The organism is Streptomyces sp. NPDC096193 (genome assembly GCF_040302905.1).
Lineage (GTDB): Bacteria > Actinomycetota > Actinomycetes > Streptomycetales > Streptomycetaceae > Streptomyces.
Genome location: NZ_JBEOSJ010000010.1, coordinates 98,501 through 115,609, shown reverse-complemented (window position 1 = coordinate 115,609; position 17,109 = coordinate 98,501). Strand labels below are relative to the sequence as shown.

The 17,109-nt window shown below is 69.8% G+C and carries 13 protein-coding genes; 5 read left to right on the top strand and 8 right to left on the bottom strand.

The genetic code is table 11. From position 1 onward, the window contains the following. Positions 1 to 38: 38 nt before the first annotated feature. Positions 39 to 740: an HAD family hydrolase gene (locus tag ABTX78_RS17055; RefSeq protein ID WP_352207583.1), complete on the bottom strand. Its 702-nt coding sequence runs from the start codon at positions 738 to 740 to the stop codon at positions 39 to 41. 160 nt (positions 741 to 900) lie between these two features. Further along, the gene (gene metH / locus ABTX78_RS17050) at positions 901 to 4,413 is read right to left on the bottom strand and encodes a methionine synthase (protein WP_352207582.1); all 3,513 of its coding nucleotides are present in this window, start codon (positions 4,411 to 4,413) and stop codon (positions 901 to 903) included. A gap of 245 nt (positions 4,414 to 4,658) precedes the next feature. On the opposite strand from metH, the gene ABTX78_RS17045 reads away from it, so the two are divergent. The 5 genes from ABTX78_RS17045 (at position 4,659) to ABTX78_RS17025 (ending at position 10,389) form a co-directional block, all read left to right on the top strand. Next, positions 4,659 to 5,423: an IclR family transcriptional regulator gene (locus ABTX78_RS17045; protein ID WP_352207581.1), complete on the top strand. Its 765-nt coding sequence runs from the start codon at positions 4,659 to 4,661 to the stop codon at positions 5,421 to 5,423. A 230-nt stretch (positions 5,424 to 5,653) separates the two neighbouring features. Further along, on the top strand, positions 5,654 to 6,442 hold the full coding sequence (locus ABTX78_RS17040) for an MIP/aquaporin family protein (protein ID WP_352207580.1): 789 nt from the start codon (positions 5,654 to 5,656) through the stop codon (positions 6,440 to 6,442). Positions 6,443 to 6,472: 30 nt separating this feature from the next. Continuing rightward, complete coding sequence (gene glpK / locus ABTX78_RS17035) at positions 6,473 to 7,999, top strand: glycerol kinase GlpK (protein ID WP_352207579.1); 1,527 nt, start codon at positions 6,473 to 6,475, stop codon at positions 7,997 to 7,999. A gap of 5 nt (positions 8,000 to 8,004) precedes the next feature. Further along, positions 8,005 to 9,624: a glycerol-3-phosphate dehydrogenase/oxidase gene (locus ABTX78_RS17030; RefSeq protein ID WP_352207578.1), complete on the top strand. Its 1,620-nt coding sequence runs from the start codon at positions 8,005 to 8,007 to the stop codon at positions 9,622 to 9,624. 93 nt (positions 9,625 to 9,717) lie between these two features. Further along, positions 9,718 to 10,389, top strand: coding sequence for a FadR/GntR family transcriptional regulator (locus ABTX78_RS17025; protein WP_352207577.1), 672 nt, complete (start codon positions 9,718 to 9,720; stop codon positions 10,387 to 10,389). 59 nt (positions 10,390 to 10,448) lie between these two features. On the opposite strand, the gene ABTX78_RS17020 is transcribed toward ABTX78_RS17025, so the two are convergent. The 6 genes from ABTX78_RS17020 to ABTX78_RS16995 form a co-directional block, all read right to left on the bottom strand. After that, a complete protein-coding gene (locus tag ABTX78_RS17020) occupies positions 10,449 to 10,982 on the bottom strand; it encodes a putative immunity protein (protein WP_352207576.1) in 534 nt (177 codons plus the stop codon). A 131-nt stretch (positions 10,983 to 11,113) separates the two neighbouring features. Continuing rightward, complete coding sequence (locus ABTX78_RS17015) at positions 11,114 to 12,142, bottom strand: ABC transporter permease (protein ID WP_352207575.1); 1,029 nt, start codon at positions 12,140 to 12,142, stop codon at positions 11,114 to 11,116. Next, positions 12,139 to 13,695, bottom strand: coding sequence for a sugar ABC transporter ATP-binding protein (locus tag ABTX78_RS17010; protein ID WP_352207574.1), 1,557 nt, complete (start codon positions 13,693 to 13,695; stop codon positions 12,139 to 12,141). The genes ABTX78_RS17015 and ABTX78_RS17010 overlap by 4 nt, the downstream gene beginning before the upstream one ends. Before the next feature lie 2 nt (positions 13,696 to 13,697). Continuing rightward, the gene (locus tag ABTX78_RS17005) at positions 13,698 to 14,735 is read right to left on the bottom strand and encodes a sugar ABC transporter substrate-binding protein (RefSeq protein WP_352207573.1); all 1,038 of its coding nucleotides are present in this window, start codon (positions 14,733 to 14,735) and stop codon (positions 13,698 to 13,700) included. Positions 14,736 to 14,816: 81 nt separating this feature from the next. Further along, on the bottom strand, positions 14,817 to 15,593 hold the full coding sequence (locus ABTX78_RS17000) for an SDR family NAD(P)-dependent oxidoreductase (RefSeq protein WP_352207572.1): 777 nt from the start codon (positions 15,591 to 15,593) through the stop codon (positions 14,817 to 14,819). Beyond that, on the bottom strand, positions 15,590 to 16,909 hold the full coding sequence (locus ABTX78_RS16995) for an enolase C-terminal domain-like protein (RefSeq protein ID WP_352207571.1): 1,320 nt from the start codon (positions 16,907 to 16,909) through the stop codon (positions 15,590 to 15,592). Before ABTX78_RS16995 ends, ABTX78_RS17000 begins: the two co-directional genes overlap by 4 nt. Positions 16,910 to 17,109 lie beyond the last annotated feature (200 nt).

Sequence of the window (17,109 nt, the reverse complement as noted above, 5' to 3'; positions counted from 1 at the left end):
ACTCCGAGGCACTTCAAGAAACACGGACAGTACACGTATCAGTTCATTGTGGTGATGAGCGTGCGCAGAAAACCAAGGTCCACTTCTTCGAGCGAGCGGACGACGACCCTGCCCACGGCGGGCGGGATGGGGGCCACGGACGGTACGGCGACCACTCGGCAGCCGGCCGCCTCCGCGGAGGCCACACCGGTCGCGGTGTCCTCGATGACGGCGCATCTCGCGGGCTCCGCGCCGAGGCCGCGGGCGGCCAGCAGGTACGGGTCGGGGTGCGGCTTGGTCCGCGGGACCTCGTCACCGGCGACGGAGAGCGCGAAGTTCTTCGGACCGAGGGAGGCCAGCACGCGGTCGATGATCCGCCGGTGCGAGGCGGAGACCAGCGCGGTGGGCACCCCTTGGGTCGCCAGCTCGGCGAGCAGGCGCTCCGCGCCCGGCATGAGCGGCACACCCCGGCCGATACGGGACTCGAAGCGGTCGTTCAGCAGCACGGTCAGCTCGGCCATGGTGATGTCGGCGCCCGTCGCCTCGATGAGGTAGCCGGCGCTGCGCGTCATGGGGCCGCCGACCACCACGTCCCGCCATGCCTCGTCGAGCTCGTGACCGAGATCCGCGAAGACCTCCACCTCCGCGTCCCACCAGAAGCCTTCGGTGTCCACGAGGGTGCCGTCCATGTCGAGGAGAACGGCCTGAAGGGCAGAGCCTTCCGCCGTACGGGTCAAGGACGCGGGGACCGTGCTGGTCATCGGCACACCTCCGTGAGGGACGAGAAGGCCGGCCACCTTTCCCTGCGGCAATTCCCGCGGGGAGAGACGACCGGCCTGCACTGGACCGACCAGTGTACGGCTCGTCCGGCGAACATGCGCGAAAGGAACATCCAACGCGCGGTGAAGTGCTGCGCGACTTCTATCGCGCGTTGAAGTACTTCGCCTCCGGGTGATGGATGACGATGGCGTCCGTGGACTGCTCCGGGTGGAGCTGAAACTCCTCGGAGAGCTCGACGCCGATGCGCTCGGGCTCCAGCAGCTGGGCGATCTTCGCCCGGTCCTCCAGATCCGGGCACGCCCCGTAACCGAGCGAGAACCGCGCGCCGCGGTACTTCAGCGCGAACATGTCCTCCACCTCCGCCGGGTCCTCACCGCCGAAGCCGAGCTCGGTGCGGACCCGGGCGTGCCAGTACTCCGCCAGCGCCTCCGCGAGCTGGACGGACAGTCCGTGCAGCTCCAGGTAGTCGCGGTAGGAGTCCGACTCGAAGAGCTCCGCCGTCGCCTCACCGATCCGCGATCCGACGGTGACGACCTGGAGCCCGACGACGTCCCGCTCGCCGGACTCCTCCGGGCGGAAGAAGTCCGCGAGACACAGGCGGCGGCCCCGGCGCTGGCGGGGGAAGGAGAATCGGGTGCGCTCCGAGCCGTCCTCGTTCAGCAGGATCAGGTCGTCACCCTTGGAGACGCAGGGGAAGTAGCCGTAGACCACGGCCGCCTCCAGCAGGTTGCGGGTGTGCAGCTGGTCCAGCCAGCCCCGCAGCCGCGGCCGGCCCTCGCTCTCCACCAGCTCCTGGTACGAGGGGCCGTCACCGGCGCGCGCCTCCTTCAGGCCCCACTGGCCCTTGAAGAGCGCACCCTCGTCCAGCCAGGACGCGTACTCCTTCAGCTGGATGCCCTTGATCACCCGCGTGCCCCAGAACGGCGGTTCGGGGACCGGGTTGTCGACGGCGACGTCGGAGCGTACGGCCCCTTCCTCGGGGCGGTCCTCGACGACGGCGTTCGTGGTGGCCCGGACACGGCGCTGCTTGAGGTCCGGGAGGGTGGCGCCGGGGACACCGCGCTTGACCGCGATGAGGGCGTCCATCAGCCGCAGGCCCTCGAACGCGTCGCGGGCGTAGCGGACTTCGCCCTCGTAGATCTCGTGGAGGTCCTGTTCGACGTAGGCCCGGGTCAGGGCCGCGCCACCGAGGATGACCGGGTAGTCGGCGGCCATCTTGCGCTGGTTGAGCTCCTCCAGGTTCTCCTTCATGATCACCGTGGACTTCACCAGCAGGCCGGACATGCCGATGACATCGGCCCGGTGCTCCTCCGCCGCATCCAGGATCGCCGCGACCGGCTGCTTGATACCGAGGTTGACGACGTTGTAGCCGTTGTTGGTCAGGATGATGTCGACGAGGTTCTTGCCGATGTCGTGGACGTCGCCGCGGACGGTGGCCAGCACGATGGTGCCCTTGCCGTCGTCGTCCGTCTTCTCCATGTGGGGTTCGAGGTAGGCGACGGCGTTCTTCATGACCTCGGCGGACTGGAGCACGAACGGCAGCTGCATCTGTCCGGAGCCGAAGAGTTCACCGACGACCTTCATGCCCTCCAGCAGCGTGTCGTTCACGATGTCCAGCGCGGGCCGGTCCCGGAGCGCCTCGTCGAGGTCCGCGTCCAGGCCGTTCTTCTCGCCGTCGATGATGCGCCGCTTGAGCCGCTCGTCCAGCGGCAGCGCGAGCAGTTCCTCGGTCTTGCCCGCCTTCATCGACTTGGTGTCGACGCCCTCGAAGAGGGCCATCAGCTTCTGCAGCGGGTCGTAGCCCTCGGCGCGGCGGTCGTAGATCAAGTCGAGGGCGGTCCGCACCTGCTCGTCGTCGAAGCGCGCGATGGGCAGGATCTTCGACGCGTGCACGATCGCCGAGTCCAGGCCCGCCTTGACGCACTCGTCGAGGAAGACGGAGTTCAGCAGGATCCGGGCGGCCGGGTTGAGGCCGAAGGAGATGTTGGACAGGCCCAGCGTGGTCTGTACGTCAGGGCGCCGGCGCTTGAGTTCGCGGATGGCCTCGATGGTGGCGATGCCGTCCCCGCGGGACTCCTCCTGACCGGTGCAGATGGTGAACGTCAGGGTGTCGATGAGGATGTCCGACTCGTGGATGCCCCAGTTCCCCGTGAGGTCGTCGATGAGCCGCTCGGCGATGGCGACCTTGTGCTCGACGGTGCGGGCCTGGCCCTCCTCGTCGATGGTGAGGGCGATGAGGGCGGCGCCGTGCTCCCGCGCCAGCGCGGTGACCTTCGCGAAGCGCGACTCCGGTCCGTCGCCGTCCTCGTAGTTGACGGAGTTGATGACCGCGCGGCCGCCGAGCTTCTCCAGTCCGGCCCGGATGACCGGGACTTCGGTGGAGTCGAGCACGATCGGCAGGGTGGAGGCGGTGGCGAAGCGGCCGGCCAGCTCCTCCATGTCGGCGACGCCGTCGCGGCCGACGTAGTCGACGCACAGGTCCAGCATGTGCGCGCCCTCGCGGATCTGGTCGCGGGCCATCTCGACGCAGTCGTCCCAGCGGGCGTCCAGCATGGCCTCGCGGAACTTCTTCGATCCGTTGGCGTTCGTGCGCTCGCCGATCGCCATGTACGCGGTGTCCTGGCGGAACGGCACCGTCTGGTAGAGGGAGGCGGCGCCCGGCTCCGGGCGGGGGCTGCGGTCGGTCGGCGCGATGTCGCGGACGCGCTCGACGACCTGGCGCAGGTGCTCCGGCGTCGTACCGCAGCAGCCGCCGACGAGGGAGAGGCCGTACTCGCGCACGAACGTTTCCTGCGCGTCGGCGAGTTCACCGGCCGACAGGGGGTAGTGGGCGCCGTTCTTGCCCAGGACCGGGAGGCCAGCGTTCGGCATGCAGGAGAGCGGGATACGCGAGTGGCGGGCGAGGTAGCGCAGGTGCTCGCTCATCTCGGCCGGTCCGGTGGCGCAGTTCAGACCGATCATGTCGATGCCGAGCGGCTCCAGGGCGGTCAGCGCGGCACCGATCTCCGAACCGAGGAGCATGGTGCCGGTCGTCTCGACCGTGACGGAGCAGATGAGGGGAAGGTTCGTGCCCGTGGCGTCCAGGGCCCGGCGGGCGCCGATGACGGCGGCCTTCGTCTGGAGCAGGTCCTGGGTCGTCTCCACCAGAAGGGCGTCCGCGCCTCCGGCGATCATGCCCTCGGCATTCTGCTGGTAGGCGTCGCGCAGCTTCGTGTAGGGAGCGTGGCCCAGCGTCGGCAGCTTGGTGCCGGGGCCCATGGAGCCGAGCACCCAGCGCTGCTGTCCGGTGGACGCGGTGAACTCGTCGGCGACCTCGCGCGCGATGCGGGCGCCGGACTCGGAGAGCTCGTAGACCCGCTCGGGGATGTCGTACTCGCCCAGTGCGGCGAGGTTCGCGCCGAAGGTGTTCGTCTCGACGCAGTCGACGCCCACCTCGAAGTAGGCCGAATGGACGGTGCGCACGATGTCCGGGCGCGTCACATTGAGGATCTCGTTGCAGCCTTCGAGGTCCTGGAAGTCGTCGAGCGTCGGGTCCTGGGCCTGGAGCATCGTGCCCATCGCGCCGTCCGCGACGACGACGCGCGTGGCCAGGGCCTCGCGGAGGGCTTCGATTCGGGTCCGGCTGTCAGCGGAAGGGGTCGGCGACGAGGCCATGGATGAGCTCCCTGGGATGCGACGGCTGTCGGCTTTGCGCCCCCGGTGGACGGCGCACGGTGTTCAGAGTAGCCGGGCGTGCCCCGTGGGGGCGGGAGCGTCCCACGACGCGGACGGACTCGTCGGGCCGCGGGGGCTTTCCGCACCCCTGCCGGCCACGAGATACTCACTCGGCGGTCACCAAGGTCGGCATCGACCGATAGTGTTCAGCATTGTCGAACCGCTGTGAAGAAGGGCACGAGGCGATGGCGAAGAATATCCAGTCGCTCGAGCGTGCGGCGGCGATGCTGCGACTGCTCGCCGGCGGGGAACGCCGACTGGGCCTGTCGGACATCGCCTCCTCGCTGGAACTGGCCAAGGGCACCGCGCACGGCATCCTCCGGACCCTCCAGGCCGAGGGTTTCGTCGAGCAGGACCCGGCGTCCGGCCGCTACCAACTGGGGGCCGAGCTGCTGCGGCTCGGGAACAGCTATCTCGATGTCCACGAGTTGCGGGCCCGGGCCCTCGTGTGGACGGACGACCTGGCCCGCTCCAGCGGCGAGAGCGTCCACCTCGGTGTGGTGCACCAGCACGGTGTGCTGATCGTCCACCACGTCTTCCGGCCGGACGACAGCCGCCAGGTCCTTGAGGTGGGGGCCATGCAGCCGCTGCACTCCACCGCGCTGGGCAAGGTGCTGTCGGCGTACGACCCCGTGGCGCACTCGGAGGCCCTGGAGGTGGACCGCAAGGCCTTCACCCCGCGGACCGTCACCGACCTGGCCGGATTCGAGTCGGTGCTCGACCACACCCGGGCGCGCGGCTGGGCGGCCGACATGGAGGAGACCTGGGAGGGCGTCGCCTCGGTCGCCGCCCCCATCCACGACCGCCGCCGGATGCCCGTGGGGGCCATCGCCATCACGGGTGCCGTGGAGCGGCTGTGCAAGGGCGACGAGGTGCGGTCCGAGCTGATCGCGTCGGTGCGGGAGTGCGCCCGATCGGTGTCACGCGATCTCGGCGCCGGGCGTTTCTGACCGTTTTGGGTGCACCATCGGTAACGATACGGTTTTCGGCCACCCACCTCTTGACGCGCTGTTAACCCGAGGGCAAAACTGCCGTTCATCGGTCGGCATTGTCGAACACCTACCGGCAATACGCGTTAGAGTGTGGCAGTGCCAGGGCCGACAAACGCTCTCACCTGAGGGCGCGGACCACGGAGGGACCCGGGGTCCGCTTTCCTGGACGAAGGACAAAGGAGTCGCGGGTGTCCAGCTCCGACATCTTCATCGGCGAGCTCATAGGTACCGCCGTACTCATCCTGCTCGGTGGCGGTGTGGTCGCCGCCGTCGTACTCAAGCGCTCGAAGGCGCAGAACGCCGGCTGGCTGGCGATCACCTTCGGGTGGGGATTCGCGGTCATGACCGCGGTCTACATGACGGGCACGCTCTCCGGCGCCCACCTCAACCCGGCGGTCACGGTCGGTATCGCGATCAAGGACGGGGACTGGAGCAACGTCCCGGTCTACTTCGCCGGACAGATGGTCGGTGCCATGGTCGGTGCCGCGCTGGTCTGGATCGCCTACTACGGACAGTTCCAGGCCCACCTCACCGATCCGGAGATCCTCGCGGCCCAGCCCGAGGAAGAGGGCCTGGTCGACCAGAAGGCCGCGCCCAAGGCCGGCCCGGTGCTCGGAGTCTTCTCCACCGGACCCGAGGTCCGCGTGGTGTGGCAGAACCTGGCGACCGAGATCATCGGCACCACCGTGCTGGTGCTCGCCGTCCTGACGCAGGGCCTCAACGACAGCGGCAAGGGCCTCGGTGTGATCGGCGCGCTGATCACCGCCTTCGTCGTCGTCGCCATCGGCCTCTCGCTCGGCGGCCCGACCGGCTACGCCATCAACCCGGCCCGTGACCTCGGCCCGCGCATCGTGCACGCCCTGCTGCCGCTGCCCAACAAGGGCGGCTCGGACTGGGGCTACGCCTGGATCCCCGTCGTCGGCCCGCTGACCGGTGGTGCCCTCGCAGCGGGTATCTACCAGCTCGCGTTCGCCTAAGCCGTCCCTTCGACCTCGCAGGAGCACTCCGTGACCGACGCACACACCACCGGCCCGTTCATCGCGGCCATCGATCAAGGCACCACCTCCAGCCGCTGCATCGTCTTCGACAAGGACGGCCGCATCGTCTCCGTCGACCAGAAGGAGCACGAGCAGATCTTCCCGAAGCCGGGCTGGGTGGAGCACGACGCCGCCGAGATCTGGACCAATGTGCAGGAAGTGGTGGACGCAGCCGTCGCGAAGGCCGGCATCACCGCCGCCGACGTCAAGGCGATCGGCATCACCAACCAGCGCGAGACCACGCTGCTGTGGGACAAGAACACCGGTGAGCCGGTCCACAACGCCCTCGTGTGGCAGGACACCCGCACCGACGCGCTCTGCAAGGAGCTCGGCCGCAACGTCGGGCAGGACCGCTTCCGCCGTGAGACGGGCCTGCCGCTGGCCTCCTACTTCGCCGGCCCCAAGGTCCGCTGGCTGCTGGACAACGTCGAGGGCCTGCGTGAGCGCGCCGAGCGCGGCGACATCCTCTTCGGCACCATGGACTCCTGGGTCATCTGGAACCTCACCGGCGGCACCGACGGCGGTGTGCACGTCACGGACGTCACCAACGCCTCGCGCACCATGCTGATGAACCTGCACACCATGGAGTGGGACGAGAAGATCCTCAGCTCCATGGAGATCCCGGCCGCGGTGCTGCCCGAGATCCGGTCCTCCGCCGAGGTCTACGGCAGCGCCAAGGGCGGCGCCCTGGCCGGCGTACCGGTCGCCTCCGCGCTCGGCGACCAGCAGGCGGCCCTGTTCGGCCAGACCTGTTTCGCCGAGGGCGAGGCCAAGTCGACGTACGGCACCGGCACCTTCATGCTGATGAACACCGGCGAGACGCCCGTCAACTCCTACAACGGGCTGCTGACGACGGTCGGTTACCGCATCGGTGACCAGAAGGCCGTCTACGCCCTCGAAGGTTCCATCGCCGTCACCGGCTCGCTGGTGCAGTGGATGCGCGACCAGATGGGCCTCATCAACTCCGCGGCCGAGATCGAGACGCTGGCCCTGTCGGTGGAGGACAACGGCGGCGCGTACTTCGTGCCGGCCTTCTCCGGACTGTTCGCTCCGTACTGGCGTCCCGACGCCCGCGGTGTGATCGCCGGCCTCACCCGCTATGTCACCAAGGCGCACATCGCGCGCGCCGTGCTCGAGGCCACCGCCTGGCAGACCCGTGAGATCAGCGACGCCATGACCAAGGACTCCGGCGTCGAGCTGACCGCGCTCAAGGTCGACGGCGGCATGACCTCCAACAACCTGCTGATGCAGACCCTCTCGGACTTCCTGGACGCACCGGTCGTGCGCCCCATGGTCGCCGAGACGACCTGCCTCGGCGCGGCCTACGCCGCCGGCCTGGCCGTCGGCTTCTGGCCCGACACCGACGCTCTGCGCGCCAACTGGCGCCGGGCCGCCGAGTGGACCCCCCGCATGGACGCCCCCCAGCGGGACCGTGAGTACAAGAGCTGGCTCAAGGCCGTCGAGCGGACCATGGACTGGCTCGAGGACGAGGAGTAAGAATCATGACCACCCTGCAGCGCGGACCCGCCACGGGGACGCATCCGGCCGCCGGCTCCATGCCGGGCCGTGCCGAGACTCGGGAGCACCTTTCCAAGGCGACGTACGACCTCCTGGTGATCGGCGGCGGCATTCTGGGCATCTCCACCGCCTGGCATGCCGCGCAATCCGGGCTGCGGGTGGCTCTGGTGGACGCCGGCGACTTCGCCGGCGCCACCTCCTCCGCCTCCTCCAAGCTCCTCCACGGCGGTCTGCGCTATCTGCAGACCGGCGCGGTGAAGCTGGTGGCGGAGAACCACTTCGAGCGCCGTGCGGTCTCCCGCCAGGTGGCCCCCCACCTGGCCAACCCGCTCACCTTCTATCTGCCGGTCTACAAGGGCGGACCGCACGGCGCGGCGAAGCTGGGCGCGGGAGTGTTCGCGTACTCCGCGCTCTCCGCGTTCGGTGACGGCGTCGGCCATGTCATAGGCCCGGCCAGGGCGCAGCGTGACGTGCCCGAGCTGCGCACGGAGAACCTCAAGGCCGTGGCCGTGTACGGCGACGACCAGATGAACGACTCGCGCATGGCGCTGATGACGGTCCGCGCGGCCGTCCAGTCGGGCGCCACCGTGCTCAACCACGCCGAGGTCACCGGACTGCGCTTCACCGAGGGCCGGGTCACCGGTGCCGAGCTTAAGGACCGTACCGACGGCACCGAGTTCGGCATCAGTGCGCGCCTGGTGCTCAACGCGACCGGCCCGTGGGTGGACCACCTGCGCAGGATGGAGGACCAGGACGCGGCTCCTTCCATCCGGCTCTCCAAGGGCGCGCACCTGGTGCTGAAGCGCACCTCGCCGTGGAAGGCGGCGCTGGCGACCCCGATCGACAAGTACCGCATCACCTTCGCCCTCCCCTGGGAGGACATGCTGCTGCTCGGCACCACCGACGAGGAGTACGTCGGCGACCCGGCGGACGTCGCGGTCAACGAGAAGGACACCGCCCAGATCCTGGACGAGGCCGCGTACTCGATCCGCGACCAGCAGCTGTCCCGCGATCTGATCACCTACTCCTTCGCCGGTCTGCGGGTTCTCCCCGGCGGTCCGGGCGACACCTCGAAGGCCAAGCGCGAGACGGTGGTCACCGAGGGACGCGGCGGCATGCTGTCGGTGGCCGGCGGCAAGTGGACGACCTTCCGCCACATCGGCCGTACGGTGATGAACAAGCTGGCGGCCCTGCCCGGGCACCCGCTGGGCGAGTACGACGACGGCCTGGTGCCGATCTCGCGGCTGCCGAAGAAGCTGCCGCTGCCGGGCATCGCCAACCCGAACGCGGTGGCCCACCAGCTGCTCGTCGGCGGCGACACCCCGGGCTCGCTGATCGCCGAGGACACCGCGCGTCATCTCGCGACGCACTACGGCTCGCTGTCGTTCGACATCGCGCGGCTCGCCGAGGACGACCCGGCGCTCGCCGAGCGGATCCACCCCGACGCCCCCGAGATCTGGGCGCAGGTCGCCTACGCACGCGACCAGGAGTGGGCCGAGACGGCGGACGACGTTCTGCGCCGCCGTACGACGCTGACGATCCGCGGCCTCGCGACGGACGAGATCCGCGCCGGGGTCGAGGACGTACTGGGCAGGAAGGGCTGACCTCGGGTCGCTTTTCCCGACGTGGGCGGCTCTCGCGGGGCCGCCCGCGTTGTACGCTCAGACATCCGATGAATCAGGGACGAGGGGGCCGTCGTGGCAGTCACCGACGAGGCGATCGAAAAGATCAAAGGGATGATCGTCTCTGGTGCGCTGTGCCCCGGCGACCGCCTTCCCAAGGAGAGCGAACTCGCCGCCGAACTCGGCCTGTCCCGCAATTCGCTGCGTGAGGCCGTGCGCGCCCTGTCGCTGATCCGCATCCTGGACGTGCGCCAGGGCGACGGCACCTACGTGACCAGCCTGGACCCGCAGTTGCTGCTGGAGGCGCTGAGCTTCGTGGTGGACTTCCACCGCGACGACACGGTGCTGGAGTTCCTCGCCGTACGCCGGATCCTGGAGCCCGCGGCCACCGCGATGGCCGCGAGCCGCATCGACGAGAGCGAACTGGACCGGCTGAGCGCACAGCTGGACGCGCTGGGGCCCGAGCCCTCCGTCGAGGAACTGGTCACCACCGACCTGGAGTTCCACCGGTGCATCGTGCAGTCCTCGGGCAATTCCGTGCTCTGCTCGCTGCTGGACGGCCTGTCCGGGCCGACGACACGCGCCAGGGTGTGGCGCGGACTGACGCAGGAGGACGCGGTCAGCCGCACGCTGCACGAGCACCGGGCGATTCTCTCCGCGCTCCGCGACCGCGACGCGGAGGCGGCCCGCTCGTGGGCGACCGTGCACATCGCGAGCGTGGAGCAGTGGCTCCGCTCGACGCTCTAGCAGGGACTTTCGCGCAGCAGGATGTGCGTACAGAGGTCCGTACGGCCCCTGGTTCTCCCTCAGGCGCGTAGAGCGGCGTCGAGATCGCGGATGAACTCCCCCACGCGCCCTCCCCCGGGAGGCGCGGCGGGGAGCCGGCCGAGCACCGCGGGGACCGCTGCCGGTGCGTGATGGCGCGCCCATTCCAGAGTCCCCGCGCTCACCCGCCGGTCGTCGGCGAACGCCGGCTCCTCCGCACGCGCAGCGTGCGCCGCCGCACCGAGAACGTGCTTCACCTGATGAGCGCTCGCCCTGGGATGCAGGTAGGCGGCGGCCGCCGCATGGCTCGCCGCCCGTGCCGCGTCGGCAGCGGGCGGCGAGGCGGCTTCCCGCGCCGCCTGGTACGCCGCCCACGCGCTCCGCCGCAGGGCGGCCGTGCGCCGGCCGCCGGCGGCGAAGGCGTGTGCCGCGTCGATGGCCTCACGAGGACGGGTGTCGTCGGGCAGGCTCTGCTCGAAGATCGACAGCGTTCTGCGCGCGCAGTCGGCCGCGTAGCCCGCGATCTCCCGCAGTTCGTGTTCGCTCAGGTCGATCTCTTCCGGGTCGGTCGGCACGGCTCGATCCTGCCGCAGGTCACCCCTGCCCGGCGGCCTTTCGATCGATCCGCCCGGTGATCCGGACGGAGCCGGACCGTATCTCCGTGCCGACCCGGCGAACGTATCTCCGTGCCGGCCCGGCGGATGTCCTAGTCCTGTTTCTCGCCGCTCGCGAAGCGGGAGATGACCAGCGCGACGATGATGATCGCGCCGTTCAGGAACTGGTTCCACAGCGCCGGCACCCCGCCCAGCGTCATGACGTTGACGACGAGCTGAAGCGTCAGTACGCCGGTGAGCGCCCCGAAGAGCGTGCCGCGGCCGCCCTTGAGGCTGATGCCACCGATCACGGCCGCGGCGAACACCTGGAAGATCCAGCCGTTGCCCTGGGTGGCCGCGACCGAGCCGTAGTGGCCGGTGTAGAGGATGCCCGCGAAGGCCGCCAGCAGACCGCCGATCGCCAGCACGATCCAGGTGATCCGGTCGACCCGGACACCCGCCGCCCGGGCCGCCTCCGGGTTGCCGCCGATCGCGTAGAGCGCGCGTCCGTGACGCAGATAGGCGAGCGCCGCACCGCCGATCGCGAACAGCGCCAGACAGATCCACACCGCGGCGGGCGCGCCCAGCCAGTCGGTCTTGCCGAGGTAGCGGAACGACTCCGGGACATCGGTGATCGACTTGCCCTCGGTGATGCCGATGTGGAGGCCGCGGAGCATCGTGAGCATGCCCAGGGTGGCGATGAAGCCGTTGACCCTCAGCTTCAGCATCAGAAAGCCGTTGACCGCGCCGATCGCCATGCCCACCAGCAGACAGACGGGGATCGCCGTCCAGACCGGCAGCAGTTCCAGCCCCAGGAAGCGTCCGCCCTCGCTCGGCAGCACCAGCCACATGGCGACGACCGGAGCGATGCCGATCGTGGACTCCAGAGAGAGGTCCATCCGGCCGCAGATGAGGATCAGTGCCTGGCCGAGCACCAGCAGACTCAGTTCGGAGGACTGCTGGACGACGCTGATGAGGTTGTTGGAGGTGAGGAAGACGGGCGAGACGATGAACCCGATCACCATCAGCACCAGGATCACCGGCACGAGCGAGAAGTCGCTCCACCGGATCAGCCGCAGCCGGCTCGCCGGACTGTCGCTCTTCACCCCGTCGGCCGTGAGCGGCCGTATCGTCCCGGTCATTCCTGCTCCCCCACACCTTCCATGGCGGCCACCAGTTCACGGTCCGTCCACCCGCTGCCGAACGTCGCGACCACCCGCCCGTGGAAGAGGGCGAGCACCCGGTCGCAGACCCGCAGATCGTCCAGCTCGTCCGAGATGATGACGGCCGCGCTGCCTTCGTCGGCCACCCGGCGCACCACACCGAGCAGCGCGTCCTTGGACTTCACATCCACGCCGGCGGTGGGCCGCAGGGCGACCAGGGCACTCGGCCGGCGGGCCAGCGCCCTCGCCACCACCACCTTCTGCTGATTGCCGCCGGAGAGCCCGGAGACGGGCTGCTCCGGACCCTGGGTCTTGATGTCGAGCGATGCGATCATGGACTGGGCGAATTCTCTTGTGCGAGAGGGCAGTACGGTGCCCCACGGGCCGAGCTGGTCGGTGACGGTGAGCGTGGCGTTCTCGGCGACACTGCGGTCCAGGACGAGCCCTTGGCGATGGCGGTCCTCGGGGATGTAGCCGATGCCGGCGTCGAGCGCGTGCGGCACGCTGCCGGGCTTCACCTCGCGGCCGTGTACGGTGATGCGCCCGGCGCCGGCCTTGCGCATGCCGACGAGGATCTCGCCGAGCGCGGTGTTGCCGCTGGCCGCGGCGCCCGCCAGACCGAGCACTTCTCCGGGGCGCACCTCGAGGTCGAGCGGCTCGAACTCGCCCTCCAGGGTGAGCCCTTCGGTACGCAGCACGGGCTCCTCGGTGCGGAGCACGGGCTCCTCGGTGCGGAGGGTCCCGACGGACGCATGCCACTGCGAGGTGCCGCTGACGGAGTCGCCGGTCATCGCGGCGACGAGGTCGTCCTTGGTGAGTCCGACGACCGGCGCGGTGACGACATGGCGGGCGTCGCGGTAGACGGTGACTGCGGTGCACAGTTCGTACACCTCCTGCAGATGGTGGGAGATGAACAGGAACGCCACTCCCTGGCTCTGGAGTTCCCGCAGCTTGGTGAACAGCCGCTGGATGCCGCGGGCGTCCAGCTGGGCTGTCGGCTCGTCAAGGATGATCAGCCGGGCGCCGAAGGAGAGTGCTCGCGCGATCTCCACGAACTGCCGCTGCTCGACGGCGAGATCCTTCGCCCGGGTCATCGGGTCGACGCTGACCCCGTACCCGGCGAGCAGCTCCTCGGCACGCCGTCGCAGTTGCCGCCAGCTGATGAAGCGACTGCCGGTGTCGAACCGGTTGAGGAAGAGATTCTCGGCGACGGTCAGGTCGGGCACGACCATCGACTTCTGGTAGACGCAGGCGACCTTGGACTGCCAGGCCGCCGTGTCCCCGAAGGCGGGGGCGTGCTCGCCGTCGAAGGTGACGGAGCCGGCGTCGGGCTTGTGCAGGCCGGTGAGGACGCTGACGAGGGTGGACTTGCCCGCGCCGTTGCGCCCGACGAGTGCGTGGGACTCCCCGGGTGCGACGGTGAGCCGTACGCCGTCGAGCGCGACGGTGGGCCCGAAGCGCTTGACGATCCCTTCCGCGTGCACTGCGGCGGTTGCGGGAGCGGAGTGAGGCGCGTTTGCGGCGTGTGGCATGACTAGCTCGTCTTCTCCAGTTGGTTGGCCCACAGCTTCGGGTCGTCCACGTTGTCCTTGGTGACCAGCGGGGCGGGGAGCTGGTCCTCGAAGCCGTTGGGGATCTTGATGATGTTGGAGCCGTGGTCGGTGGGGCCTTCCTTGAAGGTCTTGCCGTCCAGCGCGGCCTTGGCGTAGAAGAGCGCGTACTTGGCGTACAGGTCGGCGGGTTGCGAGACGGTCGCGTCGATCTTCCCGGCCTTGATGGCGTCCAGCTCCTCCGGGATGCCGTCGTTGGAGATGATCGTGATGTGGCCCGGCGTGCCCGGCGGCTTCAGCAGCTTCTTCTGCTCCAGGAGCGCGAGGGTGGGCTGCAGGAAGACACCGCCGGCCTGCATGTAGATGCCGTTGATGTCGGGGTGCGCGGCCAGCGTGGACTGGAGCTTGGCGGAGGCGACGTCGCCCTTCCAGTCGGTGGCGAGTTCGAAGACCTTGATGCCGGGGAACTTGGTGTCCATGCAGGTCTTGAACGCCTGGGAGCGGTCGCGCCCGTTGATCGAGGACAGGTCACCCTGGAACTCGACGACCTTGCCCTTGCCCTTCAGCTGCTCGCCGAGGTACTGGCAGGCCTTCTCGCCGTACGCCCGGTTGTCGGCCCGCACCACCATGTAGACGTTGCCCTTGTCGGGCCGGGTGTCGACGCTGACGACCGGGATCTTCTTCTCCTCCAGGGTCTGGAGCGACTCGGCGATCGCGCCGGTGTCCTGAGGAGCCATCACAACGGCCTTGGCACCCTGATCGGTGAACGTCTGCACATTGGCGACGAGTTTGCCGATGTCGTTCTGCGAGTTGGTCAGGGACAGCGCGTCGACCTCGCCGGCCTTCACGCCCTTCTCGACGTACTGCTGGTAGGAGTTCCAGAAGTCGCTGTCGCTGCGCGGCAGATCGATGCCCACCTTGCCGTCCGCGGATCCGTTGCCGGAGTCCCGGTTGCAGCCCGCGAGGGCCGTCACGGCCAGCAGCACCGCGCAGGCCGCGGCACTTGTCGTACGCACTCTCATGGGTCCCGTCCTTCGGTGGTGTCGGCTCAGGTGGTGCTGGGTGTGCTGGGTTCCGCCGGGTGTGCTCGGTGTGCTGGGTGCTCAGGTCGCGGGACGCAGGCGCAGGCCCTGCATCCCGCCGTCGACGGCGAGTGCCGTGCCGGTGACGGCGGCCGCCGCGGGGCTCGCGAGATAGGCGATCGCGGCCGCCACCTCGTCGGCGGCGACCAGCCGGCCGGTGGGCTGACGGGCCTCCAGGGCGGCGCGCTCCGCCGCCGGGTCGTCCGCGCGATCGAGAAGCCTGCCGATCCAGGGGGTGTCGGCGGTGCCGGGGTTCACGCAGTTCACGCGGATGCCCTCACGGACGTGATCGGCCGCCATGGCCAGGGTGAGCGAGAGGACCGCGCCCTTGCTGGCGCTGTAGAGGGCCCGCTGGGGAAGGCCGGCGGTGGCGGCGATGGAGCAGGTGTGCGTGACGGAGACACAGCCGGGGCGCTCGGCGGCGGCCGCGCGCAGATGCGGGAGGGCGTGCCGGGCGACGCGCACCATGCCGAGCAGGTTGATGTCGAGGACGCGCCGCCACTCGTCGTCGGGGTTGTCGGCGACCGTGCCGACGGCGCCGATGCCCGCGTTGGGGACGAGGGTGTGCAGGGCGCCGAACTCGGCGACCGCCCGGTCGACGGCAGCCCCCACCGCCGCGTCGTCGGTGACGTCCGCCGTGACGCCGAGTGCGCCGCCGGGGATGCCGGTGAGGTCGCGGTCGAGCACGGCCACCCGCGCGCCCCGGGCGAGCAGTTGCCGTGTGACGGCCGCGCCGATGCCCGACGCCCCTCCGGTCACCAGAGCGCAGAACCCTTCGAAGTCCCTGACGGCCGTCACGAGTTGACCTCCTCGGTGGTGCGGCGGGCCTGCCAGACGGGCCCCTCGGGATAGCGGTGGGCGGCCATGGACTCCGGGAGCATGCGGGCGGAGAACCCGGGGGCCCGGGGTGCGACATAGCGTCCGGCGTCGATCTCGGCGGGGTCGGCGAAGTGCTCGTGGAGGTGGTCGACGTACTCGATGACGCGGTCCTCCCAGCTGCCGGAGACGGCGACGTAGTCGAACATCGCGAGGTGCTGGACGAGTTCGCACAGGCCCACCCCGCCGGCGTGCGGGCAGACCGGGACGCCGTATTTGGCCGCGAGCAGCAGGATCGCCAGGTTCTCGTTCACCCCGGCGACGCGTGCCGCGTCGATCTGGACGAAGTCGACGGCCCCGGCCTGGAGCAGCTGCTTGAACACCACACGGTTGGCGACGTGTTCACCGGTGGCGACCTTGACCGGCTGCCCGGCGCGTACGGCGGCGTGGCCGAGGATGTCGTCGGGGCTGGTGGGTTCCTCGATCCAGTGCGGTTCGTAGGGCGCGAGCGCCGTCATCCAGCGGACCGCGTCCGCGACGTCCCAGCGCTGGTTGGCGTCCACGGCGATGCGCACGGAGGGGCCGACGGCGGCGCGTGCGAGCTTCATGCGCCGGATGTCGTCCTCCAGGTCCCCGCCGACCTTCAGCTTGATCTGGCCGAAGCCGTCGGCGACGGCTTCCTTGGCGAGGCGGACGAGCTTCTCGTCGGAGTAGCCGAGCCAGCCGGGCGAGGTGGTGTACGCGGGGTAGCCCTGGCGGCGCAGCCGTGCGGTCCGTTCGGCGCGGCCGGGCTCGGCGGCGCGCAGGATGGCCAGTGCCTCGCCGGGGGTGAGGGCGTCCGTGATGTAGCGGAAGTCGACGAGGGAGACGAGCTCCTCGGGTGTCATCGAGGCGAGGAACTCCCAGACCGGCAGGCCCGCGGTCCTGGCCGCCAGATCCCAGGCCGCGTTGACGACCGCTCCGGCCGCCATGTGCATCACGCCCTTCTCGGGGCCGAGCCAGCGCAGTTGGGAGTCGTGGGTCAGTTCGATGTGCAGATCCGCCAGGTCGGCGGCGGTACGGGGGGCGGGCCGCCCGATCACGTACGGGCGCAGGGCTTCGATGGCGGCGGCGGTGACATCGTTGCCGCGGCCGATGGTGAAGCAGAATCCGTGCCCTTCCGACCCGTCCTCGGAGCGCATCACCACATAGGCGGCGGAGTAGTCGGGGTCCGGGTTCATGGCGTCGGAGCCGTCGAGCTGTTCCGAGGTGGGAAAGCGGATGTCGTGAACCTCGAACTCCGTGACGGTCTGACTCATGCACGCACCCCCGGGGAAGAACATCGGACCTCTCGTGGTCATCCGATGTATAGCGCCGTCGGCGCGGCACCGTCCAGGCCCGTGACGAAAATTCTCGGCACAGCTCGGATGAATCGGGGGTCGGACACGCTTTCGGGCAAACCGTTGCCCCGCCGCGCCGAAGTTCACCCGCCCGTGCCGGGGGGCTGCGGCCGGAGACC